23 protein-coding genes are annotated in these 24,785 nt (G+C 26.1%); 19 read left to right on the forward strand and 4 right to left on the reverse strand.

Annotated features, from left to right (window positions below; genetic code table 11):
* Position 1: 1 nt before the first annotated feature.
* The 8 genes from KQY27_RS04315 to KQY27_RS04350 all read left to right on the forward strand — a co-directional run bounded on the left by KQY27_RS04315 (position 2) and on the right by KQY27_RS04350 (position 11,377).
* On the forward strand, positions 2-1,018 hold the full coding sequence (locus KQY27_RS04315) for a 50S ribosomal protein L10 (protein ID WP_224425351.1): 1,017 nt from the start codon (positions 2-4) through the stop codon (positions 1,016-1,018).
* Between the two features lie 162 nt (positions 1,019-1,180).
* Positions 1,181-1,489 (forward strand): 50S ribosomal protein P1, encoded by a 309-nt coding sequence (rpl12p, locus tag KQY27_RS04320; RefSeq protein ID WP_224425352.1) that lies wholly within the window; start codon positions 1,181-1,183, stop codon positions 1,487-1,489.
* 427 nt (positions 1,490-1,916) lie between these two features.
* Positions 1,917-4,703 (forward strand): alanine--tRNA ligase, encoded by a 2,787-nt coding sequence (gene alaS, locus KQY27_RS04325; RefSeq protein ID WP_224425353.1) that lies wholly within the window; start codon positions 1,917-1,919, stop codon positions 4,701-4,703.
* Between the two features lie 25 nt (positions 4,704-4,728).
* Positions 4,729-5,991: a methanogenesis marker 16 metalloprotein gene (locus KQY27_RS04330; RefSeq protein WP_224425354.1), complete on the forward strand. Its 1,263-nt coding sequence runs from the start codon at positions 4,729-4,731 to the stop codon at positions 5,989-5,991.
* A 52-nt stretch (positions 5,992-6,043) separates the two neighbouring features.
* Positions 6,044-7,204, forward strand: a complete 1,161-nt coding sequence (thiI, locus tag KQY27_RS04335; protein ID WP_224425355.1) for a tRNA uracil 4-sulfurtransferase ThiI — start codon at positions 6,044-6,046, stop codon at positions 7,202-7,204.
* Positions 7,205-7,721: 517 nt separating this feature from the next.
* On the forward strand, positions 7,722-8,909 hold the full coding sequence (locus tag KQY27_RS04340) for a glycosyltransferase (RefSeq protein ID WP_224425356.1): 1,188 nt from the start codon (positions 7,722-7,724) through the stop codon (positions 8,907-8,909).
* Positions 8,910-9,418: 509 nt separating this feature from the next.
* Positions 9,419-10,513: a fructose-1,6-bisphosphate aldolase/phosphatase gene (fbp, locus tag KQY27_RS04345; protein ID WP_224425357.1), complete on the forward strand. Its 1,095-nt coding sequence runs from the start codon at positions 9,419-9,421 to the stop codon at positions 10,511-10,513.
* A gap of 375 nt (positions 10,514-10,888) precedes the next feature.
* Entirely contained in the window at positions 10,889-11,377 is a 489-nt protein-coding gene (locus tag KQY27_RS04350) for a TspO/MBR family protein (RefSeq protein ID WP_224425358.1), read from the forward strand.
* A gap of 276 nt (positions 11,378-11,653) precedes the next feature.
* Here KQY27_RS04350 and KQY27_RS04355 read toward each other — a convergent pair whose 3' ends face one another.
* The 3 genes from KQY27_RS04355 to pgsA are packed head-to-tail and all read right to left on the reverse strand — an operon-like array spanning position 11,654 to position 12,770.
* On the reverse strand, positions 11,654-11,896 hold the full coding sequence (locus tag KQY27_RS04355; RefSeq protein WP_342765740.1) for a DUF357 domain-containing protein: 243 nt from the start codon (positions 11,894-11,896) through the stop codon (positions 11,654-11,656).
* A gap of 41 nt (positions 11,897-11,937) precedes the next feature.
* Positions 11,938-12,171 carry a DUF357 domain-containing protein gene (locus tag KQY27_RS04360; RefSeq protein ID WP_224425360.1) on the reverse strand — a complete coding sequence of 78 codons (234 nt, stop codon included), beginning with the start codon at positions 12,169-12,171 and terminating at the stop codon, positions 11,938-11,940.
* Positions 12,172-12,182: 11 nt separating this feature from the next.
* Entirely contained in the window at positions 12,183-12,770 is a 588-nt protein-coding gene (gene pgsA, locus KQY27_RS04365) for an archaetidylinositol phosphate synthase (RefSeq protein ID WP_224425361.1), read from the reverse strand.
* Between the two features lie 535 nt (positions 12,771-13,305).
* Here pgsA and KQY27_RS04370 point away from each other — a divergent pair.
* The 3 genes from KQY27_RS04370 to KQY27_RS04380 all read left to right on the forward strand — a co-directional run bounded on the left by KQY27_RS04370 (position 13,306) and on the right by KQY27_RS04380 (position 16,511).
* On the forward strand, positions 13,306-13,905 hold the full coding sequence (locus tag KQY27_RS04370; RefSeq protein ID WP_224425362.1) for an L-threonylcarbamoyladenylate synthase: 600 nt from the start codon (positions 13,306-13,308) through the stop codon (positions 13,903-13,905).
* Between the two features lie 430 nt (positions 13,906-14,335).
* On the forward strand, positions 14,336-15,043 hold the full coding sequence (gene radB / locus KQY27_RS04375) for a DNA repair and recombination protein RadB (protein ID WP_224425363.1): 708 nt from the start codon (positions 14,336-14,338) through the stop codon (positions 15,041-15,043).
* Between the two features lie 316 nt (positions 15,044-15,359).
* The gene (locus KQY27_RS04380; RefSeq protein WP_224425364.1) at positions 15,360-16,511 is read left to right on the forward strand and encodes a pyridoxal phosphate-dependent aminotransferase; all 1,152 of its coding nucleotides are present in this window, start codon (positions 15,360-15,362) and stop codon (positions 16,509-16,511) included.
* Between the two features lie 475 nt (positions 16,512-16,986).
* Here the strand turns inward: KQY27_RS04380 and KQY27_RS04385 are convergent, their stop codons facing one another.
* A complete protein-coding gene (locus KQY27_RS04385) occupies positions 16,987-18,768 on the reverse strand; it encodes a ribosome biogenesis/translation initiation ATPase RLI (RefSeq protein WP_224425365.1) in 1,782 nt (593 codons plus the stop codon).
* A gap of 456 nt (positions 18,769-19,224) precedes the next feature.
* Here KQY27_RS04385 and pth2 point away from each other — a divergent pair, with 456 nt between their 5' ends.
* The 8 genes from pth2 to KQY27_RS04425 all read left to right on the forward strand — a co-directional run bounded on the left by pth2 (position 19,225) and on the right by KQY27_RS04425 (position 24,772).
* Complete coding sequence (pth2, locus tag KQY27_RS04390) at positions 19,225-19,566, forward strand: peptidyl-tRNA hydrolase Pth2 (protein WP_224425366.1); 342 nt, start codon at positions 19,225-19,227, stop codon at positions 19,564-19,566.
* A gap of 57 nt (positions 19,567-19,623) precedes the next feature.
* Positions 19,624-20,346: a delta 1-pyrroline-5-carboxylate synthetase gene (locus KQY27_RS04395; RefSeq protein ID WP_342765741.1), complete on the forward strand. Its 723-nt coding sequence runs from the start codon at positions 19,624-19,626 to the stop codon at positions 20,344-20,346.
* 1 nt (position 20,347) lies between these two features.
* Positions 20,348-20,509: a zinc finger domain-containing protein gene (locus tag KQY27_RS04400; protein ID WP_224425368.1), complete on the forward strand. Its 162-nt coding sequence runs from the start codon at positions 20,348-20,350 to the stop codon at positions 20,507-20,509.
* A gap of 615 nt (positions 20,510-21,124) precedes the next feature.
* The gene (locus tag KQY27_RS04405) at positions 21,125-21,394 is read left to right on the forward strand and encodes an elongation factor 1-beta (RefSeq protein WP_224425369.1); all 270 of its coding nucleotides are present in this window, start codon (positions 21,125-21,127) and stop codon (positions 21,392-21,394) included.
* A 227-nt stretch (positions 21,395-21,621) separates the two neighbouring features.
* Positions 21,622-22,869: a tripartite tricarboxylate transporter permease gene (locus KQY27_RS04410; RefSeq protein WP_224425370.1), complete on the forward strand. Its 1,248-nt coding sequence runs from the start codon at positions 21,622-21,624 to the stop codon at positions 22,867-22,869.
* 377 nt (positions 22,870-23,246) lie between these two features.
* Entirely contained in the window at positions 23,247-23,675 is a 429-nt protein-coding gene (locus KQY27_RS04415; protein WP_224425371.1) for a spore germination protein GerW family protein, read from the forward strand.
* A 145-nt stretch (positions 23,676-23,820) separates the two neighbouring features.
* Entirely contained in the window at positions 23,821-24,477 is a 657-nt protein-coding gene (locus KQY27_RS04420) for a hypothetical protein (RefSeq protein WP_224425372.1), read from the forward strand.
* A complete protein-coding gene (locus KQY27_RS04425) occupies positions 24,470-24,772 on the forward strand; it encodes a hypothetical protein (RefSeq protein WP_224425373.1) in 303 nt (100 codons plus the stop codon). The genes KQY27_RS04420 and KQY27_RS04425 overlap by 8 nt, the downstream gene beginning before the upstream one ends.
* The last annotated feature ends 13 nt before the right edge of the window (positions 24,773-24,785 follow it).

Here is a 24,785-nt window from a genome sequence, read left to right on the forward strand (position 1 = left end):
AATGGCTCACGTTGCTGAATGGAAAAAAGAAGAGGTTAAAGAACTTAAAAGTTTGATTGATTCTCACGAAGTAGTTGGTATAGTTAATTTGCTTAACATACCTGCAAAACAACTTCAAAAGATGAGACAATCCTTACAAGGCAAAGCTATTATTAGAATGTCTAAAAAGAACTTGATGGACTTAGCCTTTGAAGACTGTAATAAAAAGAAAGAAAATATTGTAGATCTTTCTAATCATATGGATGGTCAACCTGCAATTGTATTCACTGATATGAATCCTTTCAAGTTGTTCAAAATATTAGAAAACAGTAAAACAGCAGCTCCTGCTAAAGAAGGAAATGTTCCTGATTCTGATATTATTGTACCTCAAGGAGATACTGGTTTTGAACCAGGTCCATTACTTGGTGAATTACAACAAGTGGGAATACCTGCTAAAATTGATAAAGGAAAAATAGTAGTTTCTAAAGACCATGTTATTGTTAAAGCTGGTGAACCAGTTTCAAAACAAGTAGCTGGTATGTTAACTAGACTTGATATTCAGCCTATGGAAGTAGGTATTGATTTACGAGCAGCTTATGAAGATGAAGCTGTTTATACTTCTGATTTATTAACTATTGATGATGAAAAAACATTGGCGGATATTCAAGGTGCATTTGCAAAAGCATTTAATCTTTCTGTTAATGCAGGAATACCTACTAAAGAAACTATCGTTGCAATTATCCAAAACGCAAATACTAAGTCATTTAACTTAGCTATGGCTGGATCTATTCTTACTTCTGAAACAACTGAGCCTTTAATAGCTCTTGCAAATGCTAAAATGTTAGCTTTAGCTAGTGCAGTTGCAGGAACTGAAGGTGCACTTGATGATGAACTTGTTGAAAAATTATCTAATGTTTCAGCAACTACAGCTCCTGTAGCTGAAGAGACACAAGATGATACACAAGAAGAAGAGGAAGAAGAAGAGGAAGAAGCTGAAGAAGAAAACGCAGCTGCAGGCCTCGGAGCTCTATTTGGATAGTACTACAAAATTATCAAAATAAAATTTATAAGTTTTTAATTTATTCAACCAATGGTGTTAAACTTTACAAAGTTTATTTAAATGTTAGATTCAAAAAAAATGAAGTTGGATTTAAACATAAAATTAAATAATTTAAATATAATTAAATATTAAGGTGAAAACATGGAATATATATACGCAGCAATGATTTTGCACAGCGCAGATAAAGATATTAATGAAGAAAATGTTAAAAGTATAATCGAAGCAGCAGGAATTGAAGCAGATGATGCTAGAATCAAAGCTTTAATTGCAGCTTTAGAAGATGTAGATATTGAAGAAGCTATGGCAACTACTGCTATGGCAGCAGCTCCTGCAGCTGCAGCTGAAACAGCTCCTGCAGCTGCTGAAGAAGTTGCTGAAGAAGAAGAGGAAGAGGAAGAAGAAGCATCTGAAGAAGAAGCTGCAGCTGGATTAGGTGCTTTATTCGGATAATTCCGATAAGTACTTTTCTTATTTTTTTTCTTTTTTCTTTTTTATTTATTTTTTAATTTTTCATTATTTTTTTTGTTTTTTCATTATTTTTACATATTTTATTTACATATTTTATTTTTAATTTTTATCTATAATCCAATAATATCTATAATCACTAATTAAACATCTTCAAGTTTTTATTATAATTATTTTTTTCAAAATTTTATAGTTTAATTATTTTTATTATTGCCATTCATTTTATTTTCTAAATTTACTTTTAATGAATAATTTTATTAATATAAATAAACAAATAATTTTATTGTTGATTATTAACTTAATTAACTAATTATTATAAAGGATATAATTATTTTAATAAATCTAGATTTAAATTAAATTTAATTTTAATATAATTACTAATTATTCATAAAAACTTTTACAAATTGATACTATGACTGAAATATTAAAAGAACTAGGCTATACTAAGCAGAAGTGTGAAACATGTGGAAATGTTTTTTGGTCTATTCCAGAGAGGGCTACTTGTGGAGATGCTCCATGTGATGAATATGAATTTATAGGAAATCCTGCAACTGATTATGGATATGATCTTTTTGAAATTCAAAAAGCTTTTCGTGAATTTTTTGAAAATAGAGACCATACATCAATTCCACGTTATCCAGTTTTAGCTAAAAGATGGAGAGATGATGTATTTTTAGTTGGTGCTTCAATCTATGATTTTCAACCGTGGGTGACCTCTGGTTTGGTAGATCCTCCAGCTAATCCTTTGACAATTGCTCAACCTGCTATTCGTCTTAATGATGTTGATAATGTTGGAAGAACTGGTAGACACATGACTTGTTTTACAATGGGTGCACATCATGCTTTTAATCGTCCAGAAAATGAAATTTATTGGAAAGATGATACTGTAAAACTATGTCATGATTTTATAGGTAGCATAGGTATTAATCCAGAAGAAATCACCTTTATTGAATCTTGGTGGGAAGGTGGTGGAAATGCTGGACCTTGTTATGAAGTGTGTGTAAGAGGAGTTGAGTTAGCTACTCTTGTATTCATGCAATATAAGATCCTTCCAAATGGAGATAAAGAAGAAATTCCTCTTAAAACTGTAGATACTGGTTATGGATTAGAACGTTTTGCTTGGATTTCTCAGGGAACTCCTACTGCTTATGATGCTTGTTTTGCTCCGGTAATTAATAAATTGAAAGAGATAACTAATATTGATGTTGATGAAAAGATATTGGCTGAAAATGCTCAGATAGCTGGGATGATGGATATTGAAACATTTGCCGATATTAGATCACTTCGTGAAAAAGTAGCTAATAAACTTAATATATCTATTGAAGAACTTCTTAAATCAGCTGAACCAATGGAAGCTATTTATATTATAGCTGATCACACTAGGTGCCTTGCTTTCATGTTAGCTGATGGAATTATTCCTTCTAATGTTAAAGAAGGCTATCTTGCAAGACTTGTTCTTAGGAGAACTATACGATTTATGAAAGAACTTGAAATGAAAGAATCTCTTTCAGATATTATGGAAATTCAACTAGACTTTTTAACTAAATTTTATCCTGAAATTAAAGATACCCAAGAACATATCATGAATATTATTAATCTTGAAGAAGAAAGATATGCTAAAACTATTGAAAAAGGTAATAGGGTTGTTAAAAGAACTATTAAAAACTTAAAAAAACAGAACAAAGATATTATGCCTGTTGAAACTTTAATAGATCTTTATGATGCTCATGGAATGCCTCCTGAAACAGTTCAAGAAATAGCTAAAGAAAATTTTCCTCCAGAAGACTTTAGTGTTGTTATTCCAGATAATTTCTTTACTTTAGTAGCTAGCCAACATAGTGAGGAAAAAATACCTAGTGAAAGTAAATTGGAGTTAGATTATCCTCCAACTGATTTACTATTTTATGATGATTTTTATATATCTAAATTTGAAGCAGAAGTTATAGATGTTATAGAAAATGATACTTCTAAAAATAATAATGGAATTGATGAAAAAGAAAAAAATAGTGAAATAGCTATTATTTTAGATCAAACTGCTTTTTATCCCGAAGGAGGAGGTCAACCTTCTGATATTGGTTATTTAAATATTGAAGGAGAAAATTATAGAGTAAAACATACTGAAAAAGTAGGTGATGTTGTTTTACATAAAATTATTCCTGATAATGGAGATAATAAAGATTTTAAATACTTCAAAAACGATACTGACATTGTTGGTAAGTCTATTACTGGAATAATTGATTGGGATAGGAGAATAGCTCTTGCTAGAAATCATACAGCTACTCATTTAATAATAGCTGCATCAAAACGAGTTCTTGGAGATCATATTTGGCAAGCTGGAGCTCAAAAAGGTCTTAAACGCTCTCGTCTTGATTTATCTCATTATAAACGTATTAACCAAGATGAAGTAAATGAAATTGAGAGAATAGCTAATGAACTTGTTATGGAAAATATCTCTCTTGATATTAACTGGATGAATCGTGATGAAGCTGATAAAAAATACGGTTTTACTCTTTATCAAGGAGGTGTAGTTCCAGGATCTATCATACGTGTTATTAATATTCCAAATGTTGATGTGCAAGCATGTGCTGGTACTCATGTTCCTAATACTGGAGATATTGGACTTATAAAAATAAATAAAACTGAAAGAATCCAAGATGGTGTTGAAAGACTTGATTTTTCAGCAGGAATAGCTGCTGTTCAATCCATGCAAATCAATGATGAATATTTAAGAAATAGTAGTAATATCTTTAAAGTAACACCAGAACAGCTACCTAAAACTTGTGATAGATTCTTTAGTGAGTGGAAATCTCAAAAAAATGAAATTGGCAAACTTAAATCAGAAATAGCAGATCTTAAAATAAATAGCTTAACAGATAATTTAGATGTAATTAATAATTTGAAAGTTTTAAAACAGATTATTGAAGGAGATATTAAAGAACTTCAAAATATAGCTACTGATTTCACTGATAATGGGAAAGCTGATATAGCTATTATTGGTAATAATGATGGTAAGATTGTTGGTGCTGCATCTTCTTCAGCTATTGGTTCTGGAATTAAAATTAATGAGATTATTAAGGAGGCAGCTCAAGTACTTGGTGGAGGTGGAGGTGGAAGACCTACACTTGCTCAAGGAGCAGGGCCAAGAGCTGATAAAATAGAAGAAGCTTTACAATTAGCTTTAAAATTATTGGATAAATAAATTTTATAGTTTATGGGATGATTTTGTGAAATCAAGAAGTATTGAGGAAATTAATGAAAAAATAGCTAATGGTGAAGCTAATATTTTCACAGCTCAAGATTTAAAAGATTTAATTAGGGATGGGGTCACACCAAAATTTGAAGATATAGATGTTGTAACCTGTGGGACTTGTGGGATTATGTCAGGTACTGCAGCTGTTTTTCATTTAGATGTATTTGAACCAGGAACTTTTAAAAAGTGTAAAAATCTATATTTAAATGGAATTCCATCTTTTCCAGGTCCTTGCCCCAATGAATGGTTAGGTTCTGTTGATACTGTTGTATATGGGACTAGTCATAGTAAATATGACTCTGAGTATGGTGGAGGATTCTTATTTAGTGATATTATAAATGGGAAAGAGATTGATGTTGAATTAGAATCAACTGATGGTGAAAAATTCTCTTCTTCTATTACTATTGATGATATTACTCAAGCTCAAATGATTGGAACAAGAATGGCCTTTAAAAATTATACTGCATTTATAAATCCTTCTTCTGATTCTGTTTCATCAATATTTAATGCAATTCCGATGGAAGGAAATTTCAAATCTTTTTCTTTTTCTGGTTGTGGGGAAATTAATCCTCTTCAGAATGATCCTGAGAGAATTGCTATAAAAAAAGGATCTAATGTGCTTTTAAATGGTTCTATAGGGTTAGTTCTTGGAGAAGGTACTCGTAGTAGTGATATTAAACCAAATTTTATGTTAGCTGCTGATATGCTTCAAATGAGCTCTGAATTTATTGGAGGATTTAAAACTGCTGAAGGTCCTGAAGTTTTTGATTCTATTGCTATTCCAATTCCAGTTTTAAATGAAAAAATATTTTCTAACTTGATGGTGATGAATAAGGATATATCTCTTCCAATAGCTGATATTCATGGAAGACACCTACCTCTCTCGGAAACCAACTACAAAAATGTTTGGAATGGTTATGATGAGAGACCAACTTTCCATGAAGACAAATGTATTGATTGTGGTACCTGTTTAGTAGAAGAACGTTGTCCAACATTTGCTTATAGTAATAAAAAGGGAAATAAATATTTGGATTTAAAAAAATGTTTTGGATGTGGAATGTGTGCATATTCTTGTCTTGGTGGAGCATTTGAAATGAATACTGGCTCAGTTTCTGTTGATATTGAAAATAATATTTATGATATTCCAATTGCTTGTCGACAATCTGATGTAAAAAGAGCTGAAGCTTTGACTACTAAACTAAAGAATATGATTGAGAATAAAGAATTTGAATTATAATTTGATATTGATATTAATATTTTCATTTTTAATGTTTTTAAAGAGGAATTAAATGATACATAGTGTAATAATAGCTAGATATGGGGAATTAGGATTAAAAAGTCCTCGTGTTAGGGGCCGTTTTGAAAGAAAACTTTCTTCTAATATAAAAGCTTCTTTCAATTGTGAAATAGATATAAATCAGGCAAGAATATTTATTTTTCCAGAAAATTTTGATGAGGCATTAGATAAACTTCATAAAATATTTGGAATAGTTTCTTTTTCTCCAGCTGTTTCTACTTATAGTAATTTTGAGGATATTGAAAGAACTCTCAGTGAATACACGGATAAATTAATTGAAGAAGGACTTATAACTTCTGAAATTCCTTTCGCAATAAGATGTAGACGTGTTGGTACTCATGATTTTTCTTCTCAAGAAGCAGCTGCCTTTGGAGGTTCTGTTGTTGTTCGAAAATTAGGATGTCCAGTTGATTTAACTAATCCAAAACTTGAGATTTTTCTTGAAATTCGTGAAAATGAAACTTATATCTTTCATGAAAAAATTAAAGGTCCTGGAGGATTACCTCTTGGAACTCAAGGTAAGCTAATTTCACTTATTTCCAGTGGAATTGATTCTCCAGTAGCTACTTATCTTATGATGAAAAGAGGCTGTGAAATAATAGCACTGCACTTTGATAATGATCCATTCACTAAGGAAAAGGGAGAAGAAAAATTCAGAAAGATTATAGAACAATTAAAAATTTATTCGAGTGGTGTTTCTTTTACAACTCGAACAGTTAGTTATGGGAAATATCTAGAAAAATGTAAAGATGATGCTCCTGAAAAGATGACTTGTGTTCTTTGTAAATCTGGTATGTATAAGATAGCAGGAATGTTAGCTACTGATATGGGTGCATTAGGGGTTGTTGATGGAAGTAGTGTAGGTCAAGTTGCATCTCAAACTCTTCCAAATATTTTAGCTACAAGGGAAGATGTAAAAGTACCTATCCTCAGTCCTTTAATTGGGTTAGATAAAGTTGAAATAGAAAAAATAGCTAAGGAAATTGGAACTTATGATATTTCAAAAGAATATGATGGTGGTTGTAGTGCTGTACCACGATATCCTGAAACAAAAGCTGATATTGATAGAGTTAGACAAGCTAAGGAAGATATGAATCAGGAAGAAGAGTTAGCTAAAGTTTTTAAATCAATTTTTAATAATGTGGGGCAATAGACTATTAATATATGGTTAATTATTAGTTAATTCATTCATTAATTCATTATTTTAATGCTAATTATTTTATTTCAATGATTATTATAATATAATTTTTTATACTTATTTTATTTTTTATTTAGTTGACTTTTTTTATTTTAAAATTGTTTTTATATATTATTTTGCAGTGTTTTTAAAATTAAATATCCGAAAGATTTAATTGCTTTGAAATTATAGTATAAATGGGGGAATTGATTATTTTACTGGAATAATATTATATATTCTCTTTTTTACTATAAATACTTTTAAATTCTTTTTTTAAACAGTCAATATGCATTTTCAACTGTAAAATTTATTTAAAGAAAAAAATATAACAAATTCAAAAAACAAAGAATAAAAATAAAAAAATAAAAGGATTTCTACAAATCCAAAGATTGATTATAATATATTTATTAATAACTTGAATATTGAAGAAGAAGAGTATAAATAAAAAATAATCTTTAATGGACTATCATTTAAAATTTATTGGGGGATTATAATGGTAATAAAAGTTTCAGTAATTATACCTGTTTATAATGTTGGAGATTATTTAGAAAAATGTTTGGATAGTGTAATCAATCAAACACTAAGTGACATAGAAATTATTTGTGTCAATGATGGGTCTACTGACAATTCTCCTAAAATTTTAGATAGATATGCAAAATTAAATTCAAATATTAAAGTTATAAATAAAGAAAATGGTGGGGCGGGGAGTGCTAGAAATCTTGGAATACTTCATGCAAATGGGGAGTATGTTGGTTTTGTTGATGGTGATGATTGGATTTCTAAAGATATGTATGAGAAATTATACAAAAATGCCCAAAGATATGATAGTGACATGGCAATGTGTCCAATACAGGTAGTAAATGCAGACTATAATGCAAATCTTTCTTACTATACTCTTGAATTTTTTGATGAAAGCTTTAATGATAGATCTTTTAATCATTTTGATACAAAAAATTTCCTTTTTAAGATAACTGTTACTCAATCAAATAAAATTTATAGAAATTCACTTTTAAAAGAATTAAGAGGTGAGTTATTTCCAGAAAATCTAATTTTTGAAGATACTATTTTCTTTCATAAAGTTTATTTGAATTCAAAGAGAGTTTCTTTAGTTAGAAATTTTTTATATTATTATAGATTTAACAGAATAGGTTCAACAATAACTAGTAAAAATGAGAGGTATTTGGATGTTTTAGAAATACATAAACTTTTGATAGATGTATTTAAAGATTCTGGATTTTTCGATCTTTATAAGTTAGATTTATTCGCATATGTAATAAGTAGCTCTTTATCTCGTTATTTTATGCTAGAAGATGATTTAAGAGAAAAATTTTTTCCTTTATTGAAAAAATTATGTTCTAGATTTATTTTAACAGATGAAGAATTAACTGATCTTTATAAAGTTTCAAAATTGAAAAATATACAAAAATCTAAATATTATTCAGAGTTTGAATTTAGGATTGAATGTGAAGAGAAAAGAAAAAAATCCAATGTAAAATTTAAAAATTTAATAAATAAATATTCGGAAAATCTTGAAAAGCTAAAAAAAGAGAGAAAAAAAGTTAAATGTCTTAAAAATGATATTAAATATCTTAAAATTGATATTAAATACCTTAAAAGTAATAAAAATTGGATTAAATATAAAATAAAAACATTATTTAAAAAGTTACAAATCAATAGATAATTATTCTGAACTAACTGTGAATCTGTAATTATGATTAATTGTATATTCATAAATATGCTGAGTGATAATTTTTTTCATTAATTTGAATAATTTTTTGTAATTTTATAAAATATTAAATAATTAGTAATATAAGCTATTACTTAAAATTTTCATTACAAATATAATATTATTATAAAAATTTGCTAATTAGCTATAATTTAAATATTATTAAAATATTAAATACTTTAGATTATTTTATTGAAAATAAATTAATATTTTAACAAAATCAATGATTAAGAACTTTTATTCAAAGATAATATATTTTATGATTTATAGGAATAAAAAGTAAAAAATTTTTAAAAATTTTTAATAATAAATTTATATAATAGATACATCAAATAAATTAATATATCTAAAATTTAGATAATATTCTTAATATTTGAAATCTATTAAATATCCTTAGATAATGTAAGGATATAAGATAATAATAAAATTAAAATTATTGTTGAACTAAATTATGAGGTAAAATGATGAAGACAACTATTAGTGTAATTAAAGCAGATGTTGGAAGTATTGCTGGTCATTTAGTAGCACATCCAGCTTTAATGGAAACTTGTGATGAAGTTTTGGCAAAAGCAACCGAAGAAGGATTATTAGAAGATTATTTTATCACCCGATGTGGTGATGATATTGATATGATAATGACTCACAGAAATGGTGAAGAAAATGAAGAAGTTCATGAAACTGCTTTTAATGCATTTATGAAAGCTACTGAAGTAGCTAGAGAATTAAAATTATATGGTGCAGGCCAAGATTTATTGTCAGATACTTTTTCTGGAAACATCAAAGGTATGGGTCCAGGTGTAGCTGAAATGGAATTTAAAGAAAGACCAAGTGACCCAGTTATTGTTTTCTGTTGTGATAAAACCGAACCTGGTGCATTTAACTTACCTTTATATAGGTTATTTGCAGATCCATTTTGTACTGCAGGACTTACTATTGACCCAAGTATGCATGAAGGGTTCAAATTTGAAGTGTTTGATGTATTAGAACACAGAAAAGTTATAATGAGTTGTCCTGAAGAATCATATGACTTACTTGCTCTTTTAGGTTCTACTGGAAGATATGTTATTAAAAGAATCTTCAAGAAAAATGGAGAAATTGCTTCTAGTGTAAGTACAGAAAGATTAAACTTAATGGCTGGTTCTTACATCGGTAAAGATGATCCTGTAGCTATTGTAAGAGCTCAATCTGGATTTCCATCAGCTGGTGAAGTCGTTGAACCATTTGCATTCCCACATTTAGTAAGTGGATGGATGAGAGGTTCTCACAATGGTCCTTTGATGCCAACTGCTCAATATGAAGCAAACCCAATTAGATTTGATGGTCCTCCTAGAGTTATTGGATTAGGTTTCTCAATAGCTGATGCAAAATTAGGAATCGAAGTAGATTTATTCGATGATCCTGCATTCGATGAAGCTAGAAGAGAAGCTACAAAAGTAGCTAACTATATGAGAAGACATGGTCCATTCGAACCACACAGATTACCAAGTGAAGAAATGGAATACACCTCTTTGCCAGGTGTTCTTGAAAAATTAGAATCAAGATTTGAAAAGATGGATTAATTTCCATTTTTTATATTTCTATATTTTTTCTATTTTTCTATTTTTATTTTTTATTCTATTTTATTCAATTTATTCTAAGTTATTTTACTTTGCACTGTTTTATTCTATTTTATTCAATTTATTCTAAGTTATTTTACTTTTTACTATTTTATTCTATTTTTACTAAATTTTTTATTTATTAATTAATTTTTGTGCTAATTTTTCGTTTTTAACTCTTCATATTTTTCTATTTTTATATTTTTATTCTATTATATCTTAATTTATAAAGAATTTAATCTATTAAAGCTAATTATACTAAAATTATAATAATAATTAAAAATATAATATTAATAACTAATATAATATTTTTTAAGAATTAATGTTAGGTGGGGTTAGATGAATAGTATCAAAAGATCGAATATATTTAAATTGATAATTTCCTTTGTAATTGTGTTTGTAATTGGGATAATAGGCTCATTAGTTACTTATCCTCAAATAGCTACTTGGTATGCTTCTATTATTAAACCGTCATGGACACCAGCAGGTTGGGTTTTTCCAATAGTTTGGAATACTCTTTATATATTAATGAGTATAAGTTTATTCTTGGTTTTAAAAGAAAATCTTAGTGATAAAAAAGTAAAATTTGCTTTAGCTATATTTGGAATACAGTTGGCCTTGAATTTATTATGGTCTATAGTATTTTTTGGATTTCACTCTATAATTGGAGGTTTAGGAGTTATCTTAATGCTTTGGATATTTATACTAATGAATATCTTTGTTTTTTATAAAATATCTAAATGGGCAGGTATTCTATTGGTTCCTTATATTATTTGGGTTACTATAGCTACATATTTGAATTATAGTATTTATTTACTAAATTTTTAAATTTGGGTTCCATAAGTTTAATTATTTTAAGAATGTAATTATTAAGGATATAATTATTAAGAACATAACTTTAAAAATTAAATGATTTTTGACTGAAAAATGGTGTAAAAGAAGAAAATATAGAAAAAAAATTATGAACCAGTATTTTTTTTGTTAGAATTTATATTATTTTTATTTTAGTATATTAATCAAGGATTTTAAGAAATTTTTATTTTAATCTTTAAATCTTCACAAAAACTTCTTAAAATCTAAAAAAGATCAATGTTATTGTATTATTTATATAATATCATGAATAATTCTTAAAGTATCAACCAACCCATGACTATAACTAATACATTCAAATGATGTTATTTCATCTCCTTTTTCTAAATAATATTTACAATCTTCTCGATAATCTTCTGCTCTAGATATAACTTCTTTTTCTTTTTTTGAAAAATCAATCCCTTCAATTTCTTCAAGATTAGCTTCTAATTTATCAATATCTTTTAATATCTTTTCTTTCCATTCAAGATTATCTATCATATATTTGCTTCCTAATTATTATCTTAGTTATTTTTGTATCAATCGATGCCGTGATTTAGTTTTATAGCATCTAAAAGTCCATGAGCATAAGTTATACAACCAAAAGAAGTTATTTCATCCTTTTTTTCGAGATAATATTTGCAGTCTTGTTGATAACTTTTTGCTCTTTCAATTATTTCTTCTTCTTCAACTGTAAATTCAATAGAGTTGATTTTTTTGAAACTTTCATCTAATTTTTCAATATCAACTAAAATTCTATCTTCACAATCCATATTCATTCCTTCTATAAATGCCTTCTTTCATGACTTGTTAGTTTCCAAACATGATAAATTCTCTGAACTACTGTGATATATGCAAGTATAACCATTAATAATACTGCCCAATTCATTAACATGTTATTATTGAAGATTACAGCTATAAAAGCTCCTATAACAAGAATAATTAGTCTTGTAGCTCTTTCAGCTATTCCAACATTACATGGAATTCCTTTTGATTCTGCACTTGCGCGAACATAGCTAACTGTAATAGCCGAATGAATAGCTAATGCTCCAATTAACCAAGTGGTATATCCTCCCCACATTAATCCAATTATTATAATTGCATCTGAAAATCTATCCATTGTTGAGTCAAGAAATGCTCCAAAATCAGAACTTCTATTATGATATCTAGCTATAGCTCCATCAAGAACATCAAATATTCCACTGAATAAAATGAATAATCCTCCTATTAGAAGATTTCCAGTTCCAAAAAATAATGCAGATATCACTGCAATAAATGGTGAAATAAGAGTTATTATATTGGGATTTATATTCATTTGCTTTGCAATTGGTTCAAGAATTTTTTTTAAAAGGGGTCGAAATCTTTCTAACATAGCTATATTATATGAAAATAAGTGTTTATATAACTTTATAATTTTTATAATATTTTTTTGAATATTTAATATATCAGATATTTTATTTTTTTTATTTTTTTATTTTTAATTTTTCATATTAACTATTTTCAGTAGGTTTTACATAGATTGTATAGAAATTATATAATTATATATAAAAGTTATATAAAATATTTATAATTGATTATATAAAATTTATAATTGATTAAATTCTTTAAGTTCTTAGTAAATATTAAAATTATTTTAATGTTTTATTATAGTCAAATAATATTTAATATTTTTTGGAAAGTTATTTATCTTAATATTTATAATATAAATTCAAGAAATAAATAAATAAACTATTAACATTATAAAAAAAATAAAATTAATGATATAAAAAATACATTTATATAAATTTTATAAAAATATCATATATTAATGAAAACGTAATAAATATTTAAAAATAGGAAGAATCTTTAAAAATAGGAAGATATCAAGAATAAGATTATATTTTTATATTTAAATTTCAGGCGATTTAATGAAAATAGCTAAAATGAACCCAGAAAAACTTGATATGGACATAATCAACGAGGCTACAGAAATTTTAAGTTCTGGAGGAGTAATAATCTATCCTACAGACACTCTTTATGCTTTAGGTGCTAATATTTTCAATGAAAAAGCTGTTGAAAAAGTTTATAATTTAAAAGCTAGGGATTATTTTAAACCAATCTCAGTATGTGTTTCTTCTATCAAAGGTGCTAAATTAATAGCTGAAATACCTGTCAAACATGAAAATTTAGTTTTAAATCATTTACCTGGGCCATTTACATTTATTATACGTGAAACATCTATAATGCCAATTCTTTTTGCTAAAAATCATAAAATTGGATTTAGAATTCCTGACAATGATATAGCTAGATCTTTATCTCAAAATTTCCCAATAACTACTACTAGTGCAAATCTTTCTGGAGAAAAAACATTAGATACTCCAAAAAAGATAATCAAACAGTTAAATGGGGATGTTGATTATGTTATCGATATTGGTCATTTAGATTCTCCTAATCCTTCAACTGTTGTTGATTTAACCAAAAGAAAACCTGTAATATTAAGACAAGGAATAGGTATTTTAAAAAATTAAGTATTCGAATATTAGATAAAAATAATTTGTGAATATATTGATTTTGGAAATTTACAATATTTCTTCTTTATTAAAAATTACTATATTTTATTAATTTTATTTAATTATATTAACAATAAGATCTCTAATTTAATTTTAATTAGGATAATAATACAAATTAGAATAGTATTAATATTAGTAAAAACAAACAGTATTATGGATAAAAACACTATAAAATATTATAAAAAATATAAAAATATAAAAAATTTTAAAAAAGTTTTAAAAATATTATAAAATATATAATATAAATATATTGAAAAAATAAATTATTAAGATATATTGTAAAAATATATTTTAATTATTATTAAAATATTATTATTAAAATATTGTAAAACTTATAAATATTATAAATTAATTTTAAAAATCTTGAAATATTAAAAATAGTGAGAGTATGAAAACATTAGCTAATATAAATAATCCTTCAAAAATTTCAACTGATTCTTCCTTAGATATTATTTTAGGAGGGGGAATTGAAAAAAGGAATATAACTCAATTTTATGGACCTCCCGGTTCTGGAAAAACAAATATATCTTTAAATTTAGCTGTTAAAGTTGCAAAAGAAGGTAAAAAAGTAGCTTATATTGATACTGAAGGTGGAATATCAATAGACAGAGTTAAACAATTAGCTAATGAAGATTTTGATAAAATAGCTAATAATATAGTTGTTTTTGAACCAAACTCATTTCAAGAACAGATTAATAATCTAAAATCAATTGAGACATGGATTAATTCTAATGCTGAAGAGGTTGATTTAATTATTATTGATTCTGCTGTAGCTTTATATAGATTAAAAGAAGGAAAAAATTCAAAATTAATTAATAGAGAATTAGGAATTCAAATGGGAACTTTATCAAGGTTATCTCGTAAATATAATATAGCTGTAGTTATAACTAATCAAATATATTCTACATTTGAAGTTGAAGGTTCTGTAACAGTTACACCAGTTGGTGGAACTATATTAAAATATTGGAGTAAAATAATAGTTGAACTTTCAAAATCTGATATGAATGGACAACGTATAGCTACTTTAAAAAGACATAAAACAATAGCTGAAGGTAAAAGCACTAAGTTTGCTATTACTAACAATGGAATTGAATAAACTTTAATCTTTTGAATTTTTCTTCTTTATTATTCTTTATTATTAATTATTACCCTTTATTCTTCTAATCAATTTAAACCATTATATTTATTAATAATTTTAAACATACTTTATTATGATATAAAACTTTTATATATTTTACAATTCTTTAATTAATGATTGCTTAACAGTATTATGAAAGTTTTATAAAAATTTTAGAAATAATAAGAATAAATCTAAGAATAAATTTAATTATAATTTTAATTATAATTTATAATAAAATTTTAATAAATTTATAATAAATCTTAGAATAAATCTTAAATACAATCGTGATAATATGATCCAACCAAAAAAATATGCAAAAGCTGCTAAAATCCCTCCTAAAGGTTTCAAATCAGCTAATGAATTCTTTGAAGAAGTTTTCAATGATAAAGAGATGATTTGGATGGGTCAAAATACTAATCACCTCCATGAAAGTAATGAAATTTTGGATGCTATGATTAGTTGTGTTGAAAGTAGAGAATATTGTAAATATCCTCCTCCAGAAGGATTTAAAGAGTTAAAAAATCTTATTTTAGAAGATCTTTCTCTTGAAGATAAAGATATTTTAATAACAGCTGGAGGAACAGAGTCATTATATTTATGTATGAACGATATTTTAGAACCTAATAATAATGTTATTACTTGTGATCCGGGTTATCTAATCATAGACAATTTTGCAAGTAGGTTTTCTAATGAAGTTATATCTGTACCTATTTATAGTAGTGATAATGATTACAAGTTAACTCCTGAACTTGTAAAAGAATACATGAATGAAAATACAAAAATAATCGTGCTTATCGATCCTTTAAATCCTTTAGGTAGTTCTTATAATGAAGAAGAAATAAAAGAATTTGCTGAAATAGCTATTGAAAATGATATTTATCTCTTACATGATATTACATACAGAGATTTTGCAAAAGAACATTTTTTAGCTGCCCATTATGCTCCAAACCATACCATTACAATATACAGTTTTTCAAAGATTTTTGGAATGGCAGGACTTAGGATAGGATCTATAATATCCACAAAAGAAATAATTAGTTCTGTAAGAACTATTCTTATTAATGACTTAGGAACAAACCTTATAGCTCAAGCTGGTGCTATTGCAGCTCTTAAATCAAAAGACTCTTGGATTAATGAAATTACAAATACTACACGAAATAATCAAAAGCTTATTAAAGAATGTGTTGATGAAATTAAAGGGGTTTTTATTCCAGTATATCCTTCTAATGGAAATATGTTAGCTATAGACCTTAAAAATACAGGAATAGATCCAAAAGTCATGGCCGACTATCTTTTAAAGAAAAAGATTTTTACAAGACAAGGTGCTTACACTAGTAATCTTTTTGGAGACAAATATCTTAGAGTTAGTTTCTCAATTCCAGAAGAACAGGTTAAGATTTTTGTTAAAGAATTTAAATCAGCTGTTGATGTTCTAAGAAAATAGATTTTTGTATAAATTCATCTTATTTTAATTTTTTATCTCATATTTTTATTTTATTATATTGTATTCATTATTTTATTTTATTATATCGTTTTTATTACTTTATTTTATAATGTATTCCCTTATTTTATTTATAATTTAAAATATATTTAATAAAATATAATGTAAAATAAAATTAATAGAAAAATAAATAATATAATAATTAATCGAATAACTAATAGAATATTTATAGAATATTATAAAATAATTAATAAAATAGTTAATAGAATAGTTAATCAAATAACTAATAGAATAGTTATAGAATATTATAAAATAGTTAATAGAATAGTTAATTAAATAACTAATAGAATAGTCAATAGAATAATTAATAAAGTAATTATAAAAATATTTGAAAAATAAAATTAATAAAATTAATAAAATTTATAAAAATAATAAAAAAAATCAAAAATATAAAAATAAAAATTTTATTTGAAAATTTTTATTTATCTTTTAAATAATAATATTCTCCTTCTTGTTTTTGTTCTCGATCTAGGTAGCTGTCTAATTTGTTTACTCTTGGTCTTTTTGTTTCTTTATCTCTTCTAAATGTTATTTCAAGATCTTTTAAGAATGTGTTCATTGAAGTTCTGAGATCTGTTGGTTTGGTTGCTTTCCCTTCGATTCCTGGTTCACCTTGGAAAACCATCGCTCTATCTGATATATAATCAATAAACACAATATCGTGATCAACAATAAGGGATGCAGCATTTCTACTTTCGATTATTTTTCTAATAGCTCTTCCAGCTATTAATCTCTGTTCAACATCGAGAAAAGCTGTTGGTTCATCAAAAAGATAAATTTCAGCATCTTTTGATAAGGTTGCTGCTACAGCAAGACGTTGAAGTTCTCCTCCACTAAGATCTTCTACTTGTTTATCTAAAATTTCTTCAAGTGAAAATGGTTTCATAATTTCTGTTTTAAATATATTTGAACCATAACTTGGTGCATTCATATATAGAAAATCTTCTACTCTTCCTTCAAAGTCAGTTACAATATATTGTGGCTTGTATGCTATTTTTATATCTTCTCCTACTTCTCCTTCATCAGGTTCTGTTTCTCCAGCTAATATTTTTGCAAATGTTGTTTTACCAATACCATTTGATCCAAATGCTGTTACAATTTCATCATGAAAAATTTCTCCAGCTTCTGCAGATAATGAAAATCCGTCATAAGATTTTTTTAGATTACTATAGGATACAATAGCTTCTCCTTCATCTTCTGGTGTTGGAGGTCTAATACTAAATTCAATAGGTTGTTTTCTGATTCTTACATTTTCTTCTTTTAAGAATCCATTGATATATGCATTTATTCCAACTCTCACGCCTTTCATTTGTGAAACTACTCCATAAGCTCCAGATTGACCATAAAGAATATGGATATAATCTGAAATAGCATCGAGAGTAGCTAAATCGTGTTCAATAACCATTACTGCTTTTCCTTCATCAGCTAGAGATCTAATTACATTAACTGCATTGAGACGTTGGCGAACATCCAACCAAGATGTTGGTTCATCAAAATAGTAAAAGTCTCCTTCTCTTACAAATGATGCGGCTATAGCTACTCTTTGAAGTTCTCCTCCACTTAAGTTAGCTATTTCTCTATTCAGGACATTTTTCAAGTCAAGTGTTTTGACTGCTTCTTCAAATTTTCCTCTTTCATCAACACCTGTTAAAAGGTCAGATACATTTCCTTTAACAAATTTTGGAAGTTGATCTACCATTTGTGGTTTATGAACAACTTTTATTTTTCCTTCAGATAATTCCTTAAAATAATTTTGAAGCTGTGATCCTTTAAAATAGTTAATGACTTCATCCCAATTTTCTGATTTTTCTTCCCAGTTTCCAAGGTTTGGAATCATTTCTCCAGATAAAATTCTCATAATGGTTGATTTTCCAATTCCATTTGGACCAAGAATTCCAAGAACAGATCCTTTGCTAAGCTGAGGCAAGCCAAATAATTCGAACATATTTTGTCCAAATCTATGGATTGGTTCATCAAGAGCTTCAGGAAGATTAATTACACTTATTGCATTAAATGGGCAACGATTAGTACATATTCCACACCCAGAACATAAATCTTCAGAAATAAGTGGTTTTTTTGTCTTTTCATCAATAACTATTGTATCTTCTTCCATACGTACTCCAGGACAGTATTCAATACATGTATAATTACATTTTTTGGGCTGGCATCGATCATGGTCTAATATGGAAATCCTACTCAATTTATCACCTAATTAAAAATCATTATTAAAATTTGAAAAATTACAAATCTTTTTAATAAAAAATAATTTCATTATTCTAATTTTATTATTTTTATTCTTATTATTTATTTAAATTTTTAAACTATTAAATTTACTAAAATTTAATATTACTTTAAAATATTTATTATATTATTCTTTATTATTCTATATTATCTATATTGTTTTTATACTATTAATATAATAAATATAATTTTATAGAATATTGAATTTATGAATGATATTTATTTTATAATATAATATTTTAAGAATATAAATAACTATAAAGTATTATAATATTATTAATATTAAATTTATTAAATATTAAATATTAAAAATTATATAATTGTATAATAATTGTATATTAAATTGTATATTATAATAATTATAATAAAATTTGAATGTATATGATACTAATTTGAATTAATAAGGTGTAGTTTAATGAAACAAGTGATTGTAGTTCGGAATGACTTGAAAATGTCCAAAGGAAAAACAGCTGCTCAAGCTTGTCATGGATGTTTAGGTTCTTATAAAAAGGCAGATTCTAATAAAATCAAAGAATGGGAAAGGGAAGGCGAGAAAAAAGTAATTGTTAAAGTTAATTCATTAGAAGAGTTATTTGAAATAAAAGAAATAGCTAAAAAGAATAATGTTCCTAATTATATGGTAAAAGATGCTGGAAGAACAGAGTTGCCTGGAGGAACTATAACCTGTTTGGGTATAGGTCCTGACACTGATGAGATTATTGACAAAGTGACTCATGATTTGAAGTTACTTAGCTAAATATTATTTTAATAGCTATTACTTACTATTTTATAAAATAGGAATGGTGTTAGTATTATAGATTGGGTAGTTAAAATTGGAGGAAGTCTTTTTCCAAAAGAAGCTATAGAATTAGTCAATGCTTTAAAAAGATTAAAAGGATCAAAAAAATCAAATAATATTAATTTTTTGATAATAATTGGAGGGGGAGAATTTGCAAATCTTATTCGTAAATATGATGGAATAACAAGATTTTCAAATCACATTACTCATGAAACAGCTATTGATTCAATGGATATTATAGCAAAACTTCTCAATGATAAGTTTGATTTTACTAAACTTGTTTATTCTATTGAAGATGCAGAAAATAGTTTAAATGATGGTTTTATTCCTATACTAGCTTGTTCAAAAATTTTAAAGGAAAATGAAGATAATAATGAAATTCCTCATTCCTGGGATATGACTTCAGATTCTATATCTGCATATATTGCAAACTTACTAAAAGCGAAACTTTTAATAGCTACAAATGTAGATGGTATATATACCCAAAAACCAACTAAGTTTGGGGCAAAATTTATCCATGATATTGATGCTAAAAAACTACTAACTTTTGATGAAACATCAGTTGATTTGATGCTCGCAGAGTATTTGCTTAAATTTGGGACTAATTGTTTTGTTGTAAATGGAAACTTTCCAGAGAGAGTTTTATCTCTAATTGGAGAGGATATAGGCAGCAGAATAAATAATAACGATTATAATACTGATTATAATTTTAAATACACATTAATTAGAGGTGAATGAAATGGAAAAAATAGAATGTAAATCTTGTAAGCAAGAAATACCATTAATTGATACTTATGTTCAATTCCCGTGTCCAGAATGTGGTGAATTAATAGCAAGATGTGAAAAATGCCGTACTTTTGGCCATACTTATGTATGTGATTGTGGTTTCGAAGGACCATAATTTTTAATTTAATTTAATATAATTTAGTATAATTTTTTAATATAAATTACATTTATAGTTTGATTTATGATTTCATTAATAATATTTCATTAATAATTATAAATTTATCAATTAATACTATCTTTTCATGTATAATACTAATCTTATTATTATAATGAAAAATTGTCATAAAGTGTAATTATTGGCTTTATCGTGTAAAATTGATTTAAAACCTGAATATTGTTTTAATATTGATTATTTTGGCGAAATAAACCGAAATAATTATATATATTGAAATTCAATAGTATAATACATTTATAATAGTTTATATTAATATCAATATATCTATTTAAAATGCTATAATTACCTAAAAAGTTAAGTTTTATTGATGATGAATTATATAAATAATAAAAATGAAATATATAATGAAATATAACATAAAATATAAACGAAATGTGAAATAAAATATTAAACAATATATTTTAATAAAATATATTTAATAAAATTAATAAATTTAATATATTTAATTTATATTTAAAATATTCAAATATTAATATTTAGAATATTTAAATTATTTAATATATTAAAATATTTAAAAAATATTTAAATTAATGTTCTTTTGTGGAGGAAAAAATAATGGGAGAAGTTGTTGCAACTGTTAAATTAATGCCTGAAAGTCCTGATGTTGACTTAGAACAAATGAAAATTGATGCTCAAAATGCTGTTACTGAAGATGCTGAATTGCACAAAATTGACGAAGAACCAATTGCTTTTGGTTTAGTAGCTTTAAATGTTATGTTCATTGTCGATGATGGTGAAGGTGGAACTGAAATAGTAGAAGAAAAATTAGCTAAAATCCCTAATGTTACCAGTGTAGAAGTTATGGATGTTAGAAGATTAATGTAATTTCTATTTTTACATTAATTCATTATTTTTATTTTAAAACAAATTTTAACAAATTTTATTTAGTTAATTTTTATATTTTTTTACATACTTTAGATTATTGAGAATATTTTTAGATTATTGAGATTATTATTTTAATATCATTTATATAATCTCTATAGTTTATATAATCTATATAGTCTATATAATCTATTTATTTTAAAACAAGTAATTTTTGCGAGGGAGATAAGATGTTTGATCTTATTTTTGCTTGCTTTTTAGGTATTTTATGTGGTGCAATTACTGGAATGATTCCAGGAATTCATGTTAACACAGCAGGAGCTATAATTTTTGCTTCATCAGCATTTTTACTAGGGGTTTTTTCCCCTGAATTTTTGTGCATTTTTATGGTAGCTATGTCTATTGCCCATGCTCTCATTGAATTTGTGCCTTCTATGCTTCTTGGAGTTCCTGAAGAAGGTACAGCTATGTCAATTCTGCCAGGTCATAGAATGGTTCTTGAAGGTAGGTCAAAAGAAGCTATTAGGATAGTTTCTCTTGGAGGATTTGGAGCTATATTAGTTATTATTTTAATGCTTCCTATTTTTGCTATTGTGTTACCAACTACTCAAGAAATTATAAAACCATATACTTTTATAATACTTCTTGTAGTTTCAATATATCTTTTATGGAAAATAACAAATGGTAAAAAAGCATTTATGTGGTCTTCTGTTTTGTTTATTTTCTCAGGATTGTTGGGTTGGACAATGTTTCAAACACCAATTTCTTCTGGAATTTCTATGATGTGTATATTTTCAGGATTATTTGGGATAAGTACAATTTTGTATAGCTTAAATGAAAGCTCATTCATACCTCACCAAAATAAGTTTTATGATCTTGAGCTAAATAGCAATATGTTACGAGGAATCTTTGCAGGAGGAGTGGCGGGAGCTATACTAGGATTTTTACCTGGATTTGGACCAGCTCAAGGAAGTATAATAGCCCAAGCAGCAGCTGGTGGTGATGGTGAAGATGCTACTGAGAATTTCTTAACAGCTATTAGTGGTTTAAACACCTCTGATACTTTATTTTCTCTTATTTGTATTTATTTAATTGGAAATCCTAGAAGTGGAATAGCTGTCTATATGAATTATTTAATACCTACGTTCACTGTTCCACATTTAATGGTATTCAGTTTTGCAGCACTTGTAGCTGTATCAATTTCATTTATTCTTTGTTTGAAATTAGGAGACAGTTTTTCCAAGTTGATGCAGAATATAGATTATAAAAAACTATCTATTTCAGTTATAATTTTAATGATTGTTATTCTGTATATATTTGCAATAATTTATAATGCACCTATTGCTTATATAACACTTGCCCTTATTACTTCAACAGCTATGGGGTTACTTCCACATTATTTGGGAGTTGGTAAGTCTCATTTAATGGGAGTTTTGATTATTCCGGCAATGGTTGTATATTTTAACATGTTTTTTTAACTATCATCTGAATGTTCTAGCTATTTAGTATTTCTTTAGTAGCTATTGGTAGTTATTAAGTAGTTATTAGTAACTATAATCTTTTAAGAAGTTATTATAGTTAATAGCTATTTTCACTTCTTTTCCTTCATAATAGCTATTTTTACTTTTTTTCCACATTTGTGGATATATTCATGATATAAATATGTATCGAAAAAAGTTTTTATATTTTGAAGAACATATTATAGAGGTATATAATAAATGTAAATATTAAATATTTACTAGTTGTCTGGATTCATTTTTATTAATTGATTAAATTTTTGATTCTAAAATTAATAATTGATTTAATATAAATTTAATGGATATTCTAGTAACAAAAATTTGAAGGAAGGATATGAATGGTAGACGAAAATCCAATTAGAACAACAGTAGATGAGTTAAAAAAACTTTTAAATGTTAAAGATTTTATTGGAGACCCTATTGTAACTGATGATAAAATATTAATTCCCTTTTTGAAATGGGGATTAGGCTTTGGAGCAGGTAAAGGAAATGGCCCTGAAGATACAGGGGGATTTGGCTCTGGAGCTGCTGCAGGAATAGAACCTATATCTATTGTTGTAATAGATAAAAAAACTGAAGGCATGGAAGGAGTTAGAGTACTTAACTTATCTAATGGAACAGAAACTAGCAAAGCAATCTCAGAACTAGGTGTAGTTGTATCTGACTTAATAAAAGAGTTAGCTGCTAATCATAAGGGTCATATGGGTGGCTTTAAAGGTTCTAAAGATTCTAAAAATGAAAAATCAAATGTAAATGATGCTGAATAATTGAAAATATCTAATTTTCTTAGCTTATTTTTTTATTTTTTATAAGCTTATTTCAGCTAAATTATTTATTTTTTGTAATTTGAATATTTTATTTATTCATTTTTTATAATCTCATTACATAAATTTCTAGATTCAAGGGGATATCTTGGATATTTTATATTTAATTCTTGAGATAATAGCTATAATAATTATCTTGATAATTATATTGTTATTTGTTTTTCTATATTTTGGAATAAAAGTTAATATTAAATTAAATAAACACGATGATGATTTTAAAGGAATTATTGAAGTTAGATGGACTTTCATTAAGATTTTTTCTAAAAATTTAAATGACAAAGATAAAGATACTAAAAATAAAGACAAAAAAGATAAAAAAGATAAGAAAGATAAGGATAATAAGAAAAATAAAAATAATAAAAGTAATATGGATATATTGAAAGAATTTAGATCTATTTTTCCTTTATTTAAAGATAATTTTGATGATATTTTCTCATTTATCATTGTTTGTATTAATTCAATTTCTATAGAGAAATTCAATACTTCTCTAAAACTGGGATTTTCAAGTCCAGTTGATACTGTTAAAGTAGTAAGTTATATCTGGATTTTTTCAAATATTCCTAATTGTTCAAAAAATTTTTATTTATCTGCTGAACCTGTTTTTGTTAAAGAAACTATTGATGTTAACAGTGAAATAATTCTTAAGATGAATCTATTGAGACCTTTTATAAAATTATTAAATCTTTTAACTAAAAGAAGTATGATTAAGTTGATTTGGAATTTAAGGAAGTTAAAAAATGCTTGAAAAAGATATCAATGATTTATTAAATGCTAAACTTCATAATGAAAGTTTTTTCACTGAAACCATTGATTTAGGAAATTACAAGATATATCCTTTTTATGAATTATCTTTAATATCAAATTCTGAAAATATGGGGCATTGTTCAATTAGTCCTATAGCTATAATTATTTGTATGATAATAAATAATCAAATTACTGATTATTATTTGCATTATTTCGATGAATCCCATAATAATGAAACATCCACAAAAGATATACTAAATAAATTCTATAATGAAACAGAAATGGAAATTAAATAATAAAAACATCTTT

Origin of the sequence: Methanobrevibacter sp. TMH8 (genome assembly GCF_020148105.1) — an archaeon.
In the GTDB taxonomy this organism is placed as follows: Archaea; Methanobacteriota; Methanobacteria; order Methanobacteriales; family Methanobacteriaceae; genus Methanobinarius.

Coding starts and splice junctions, on each gene's coding strand:
- KQY27_RS04410 (WP_224425370.1), top strand. CDS start 21,622: ATGTTTGATCTTATTTTTGCTTGCTTTTTAGGTATTTTATGTGGTGCA.
- radB (WP_224425363.1), top strand. CDS start 14,336: ATGAAAACATTAGCTAATATAAATAATCCTTCAAAAATTTCAACTGAT.
- KQY27_RS04405 (WP_224425369.1), top strand. CDS start 21,125: ATGGGAGAAGTTGTTGCAACTGTTAAATTAATGCCTGAAAGTCCTGAT.
- alaS (WP_224425353.1), top strand. CDS start 1,917: ATGACTGAAATATTAAAAGAACTAGGCTATACTAAGCAGAAGTGTGAA.
- KQY27_RS04340 (WP_224425356.1), top strand. CDS start 7,722: ATGGTAATAAAAGTTTCAGTAATTATACCTGTTTATAATGTTGGAGAT.
- KQY27_RS04360 (WP_224425360.1), bottom strand. CDS start 12,171: ATGGATTGTGAAGATAGAATTTTAGTTGATATTGAAAAATTAGATGAA.
- KQY27_RS04380 (WP_224425364.1), top strand. CDS start 15,360: ATGATCCAACCAAAAAAATATGCAAAAGCTGCTAAAATCCCTCCTAAA.
- KQY27_RS04425 (WP_224425373.1), top strand. CDS start 24,470: ATGCTTGAAAAAGATATCAATGATTTATTAAATGCTAAACTTCATAAT.
- KQY27_RS04350 (WP_224425358.1), top strand. CDS start 10,889: ATGAATAGTATCAAAAGATCGAATATATTTAAATTGATAATTTCCTTT.
- fbp (WP_224425357.1), top strand. CDS start 9,419: ATGAAGACAACTATTAGTGTAATTAAAGCAGATGTTGGAAGTATTGCT.
- KQY27_RS04415 (WP_224425371.1), top strand. CDS start 23,247: ATGGTAGACGAAAATCCAATTAGAACAACAGTAGATGAGTTAAAAAAA.
- KQY27_RS04370 (WP_224425362.1), top strand. CDS start 13,306: ATGAAAATAGCTAAAATGAACCCAGAAAAACTTGATATGGACATAATC.
- pth2 (WP_224425366.1), top strand. CDS start 19,225: ATGAAACAAGTGATTGTAGTTCGGAATGACTTGAAAATGTCCAAAGGA.
- thiI (WP_224425355.1), top strand. CDS start 6,044: ATGATACATAGTGTAATAATAGCTAGATATGGGGAATTAGGATTAAAA.
- KQY27_RS04400 (WP_224425368.1), top strand. CDS start 20,348: ATGGAAAAAATAGAATGTAAATCTTGTAAGCAAGAAATACCATTAATT.
- pgsA (WP_224425361.1), bottom strand. CDS start 12,770: ATGTTAGAAAGATTTCGACCCCTTTTAAAAAAAATTCTTGAACCAATT.
- KQY27_RS04315 (WP_224425351.1), top strand. CDS start 2: ATGGCTCACGTTGCTGAATGGAAAAAAGAAGAGGTTAAAGAACTTAAA.
- rpl12p (WP_224425352.1), top strand. CDS start 1,181: ATGGAATATATATACGCAGCAATGATTTTGCACAGCGCAGATAAAGAT.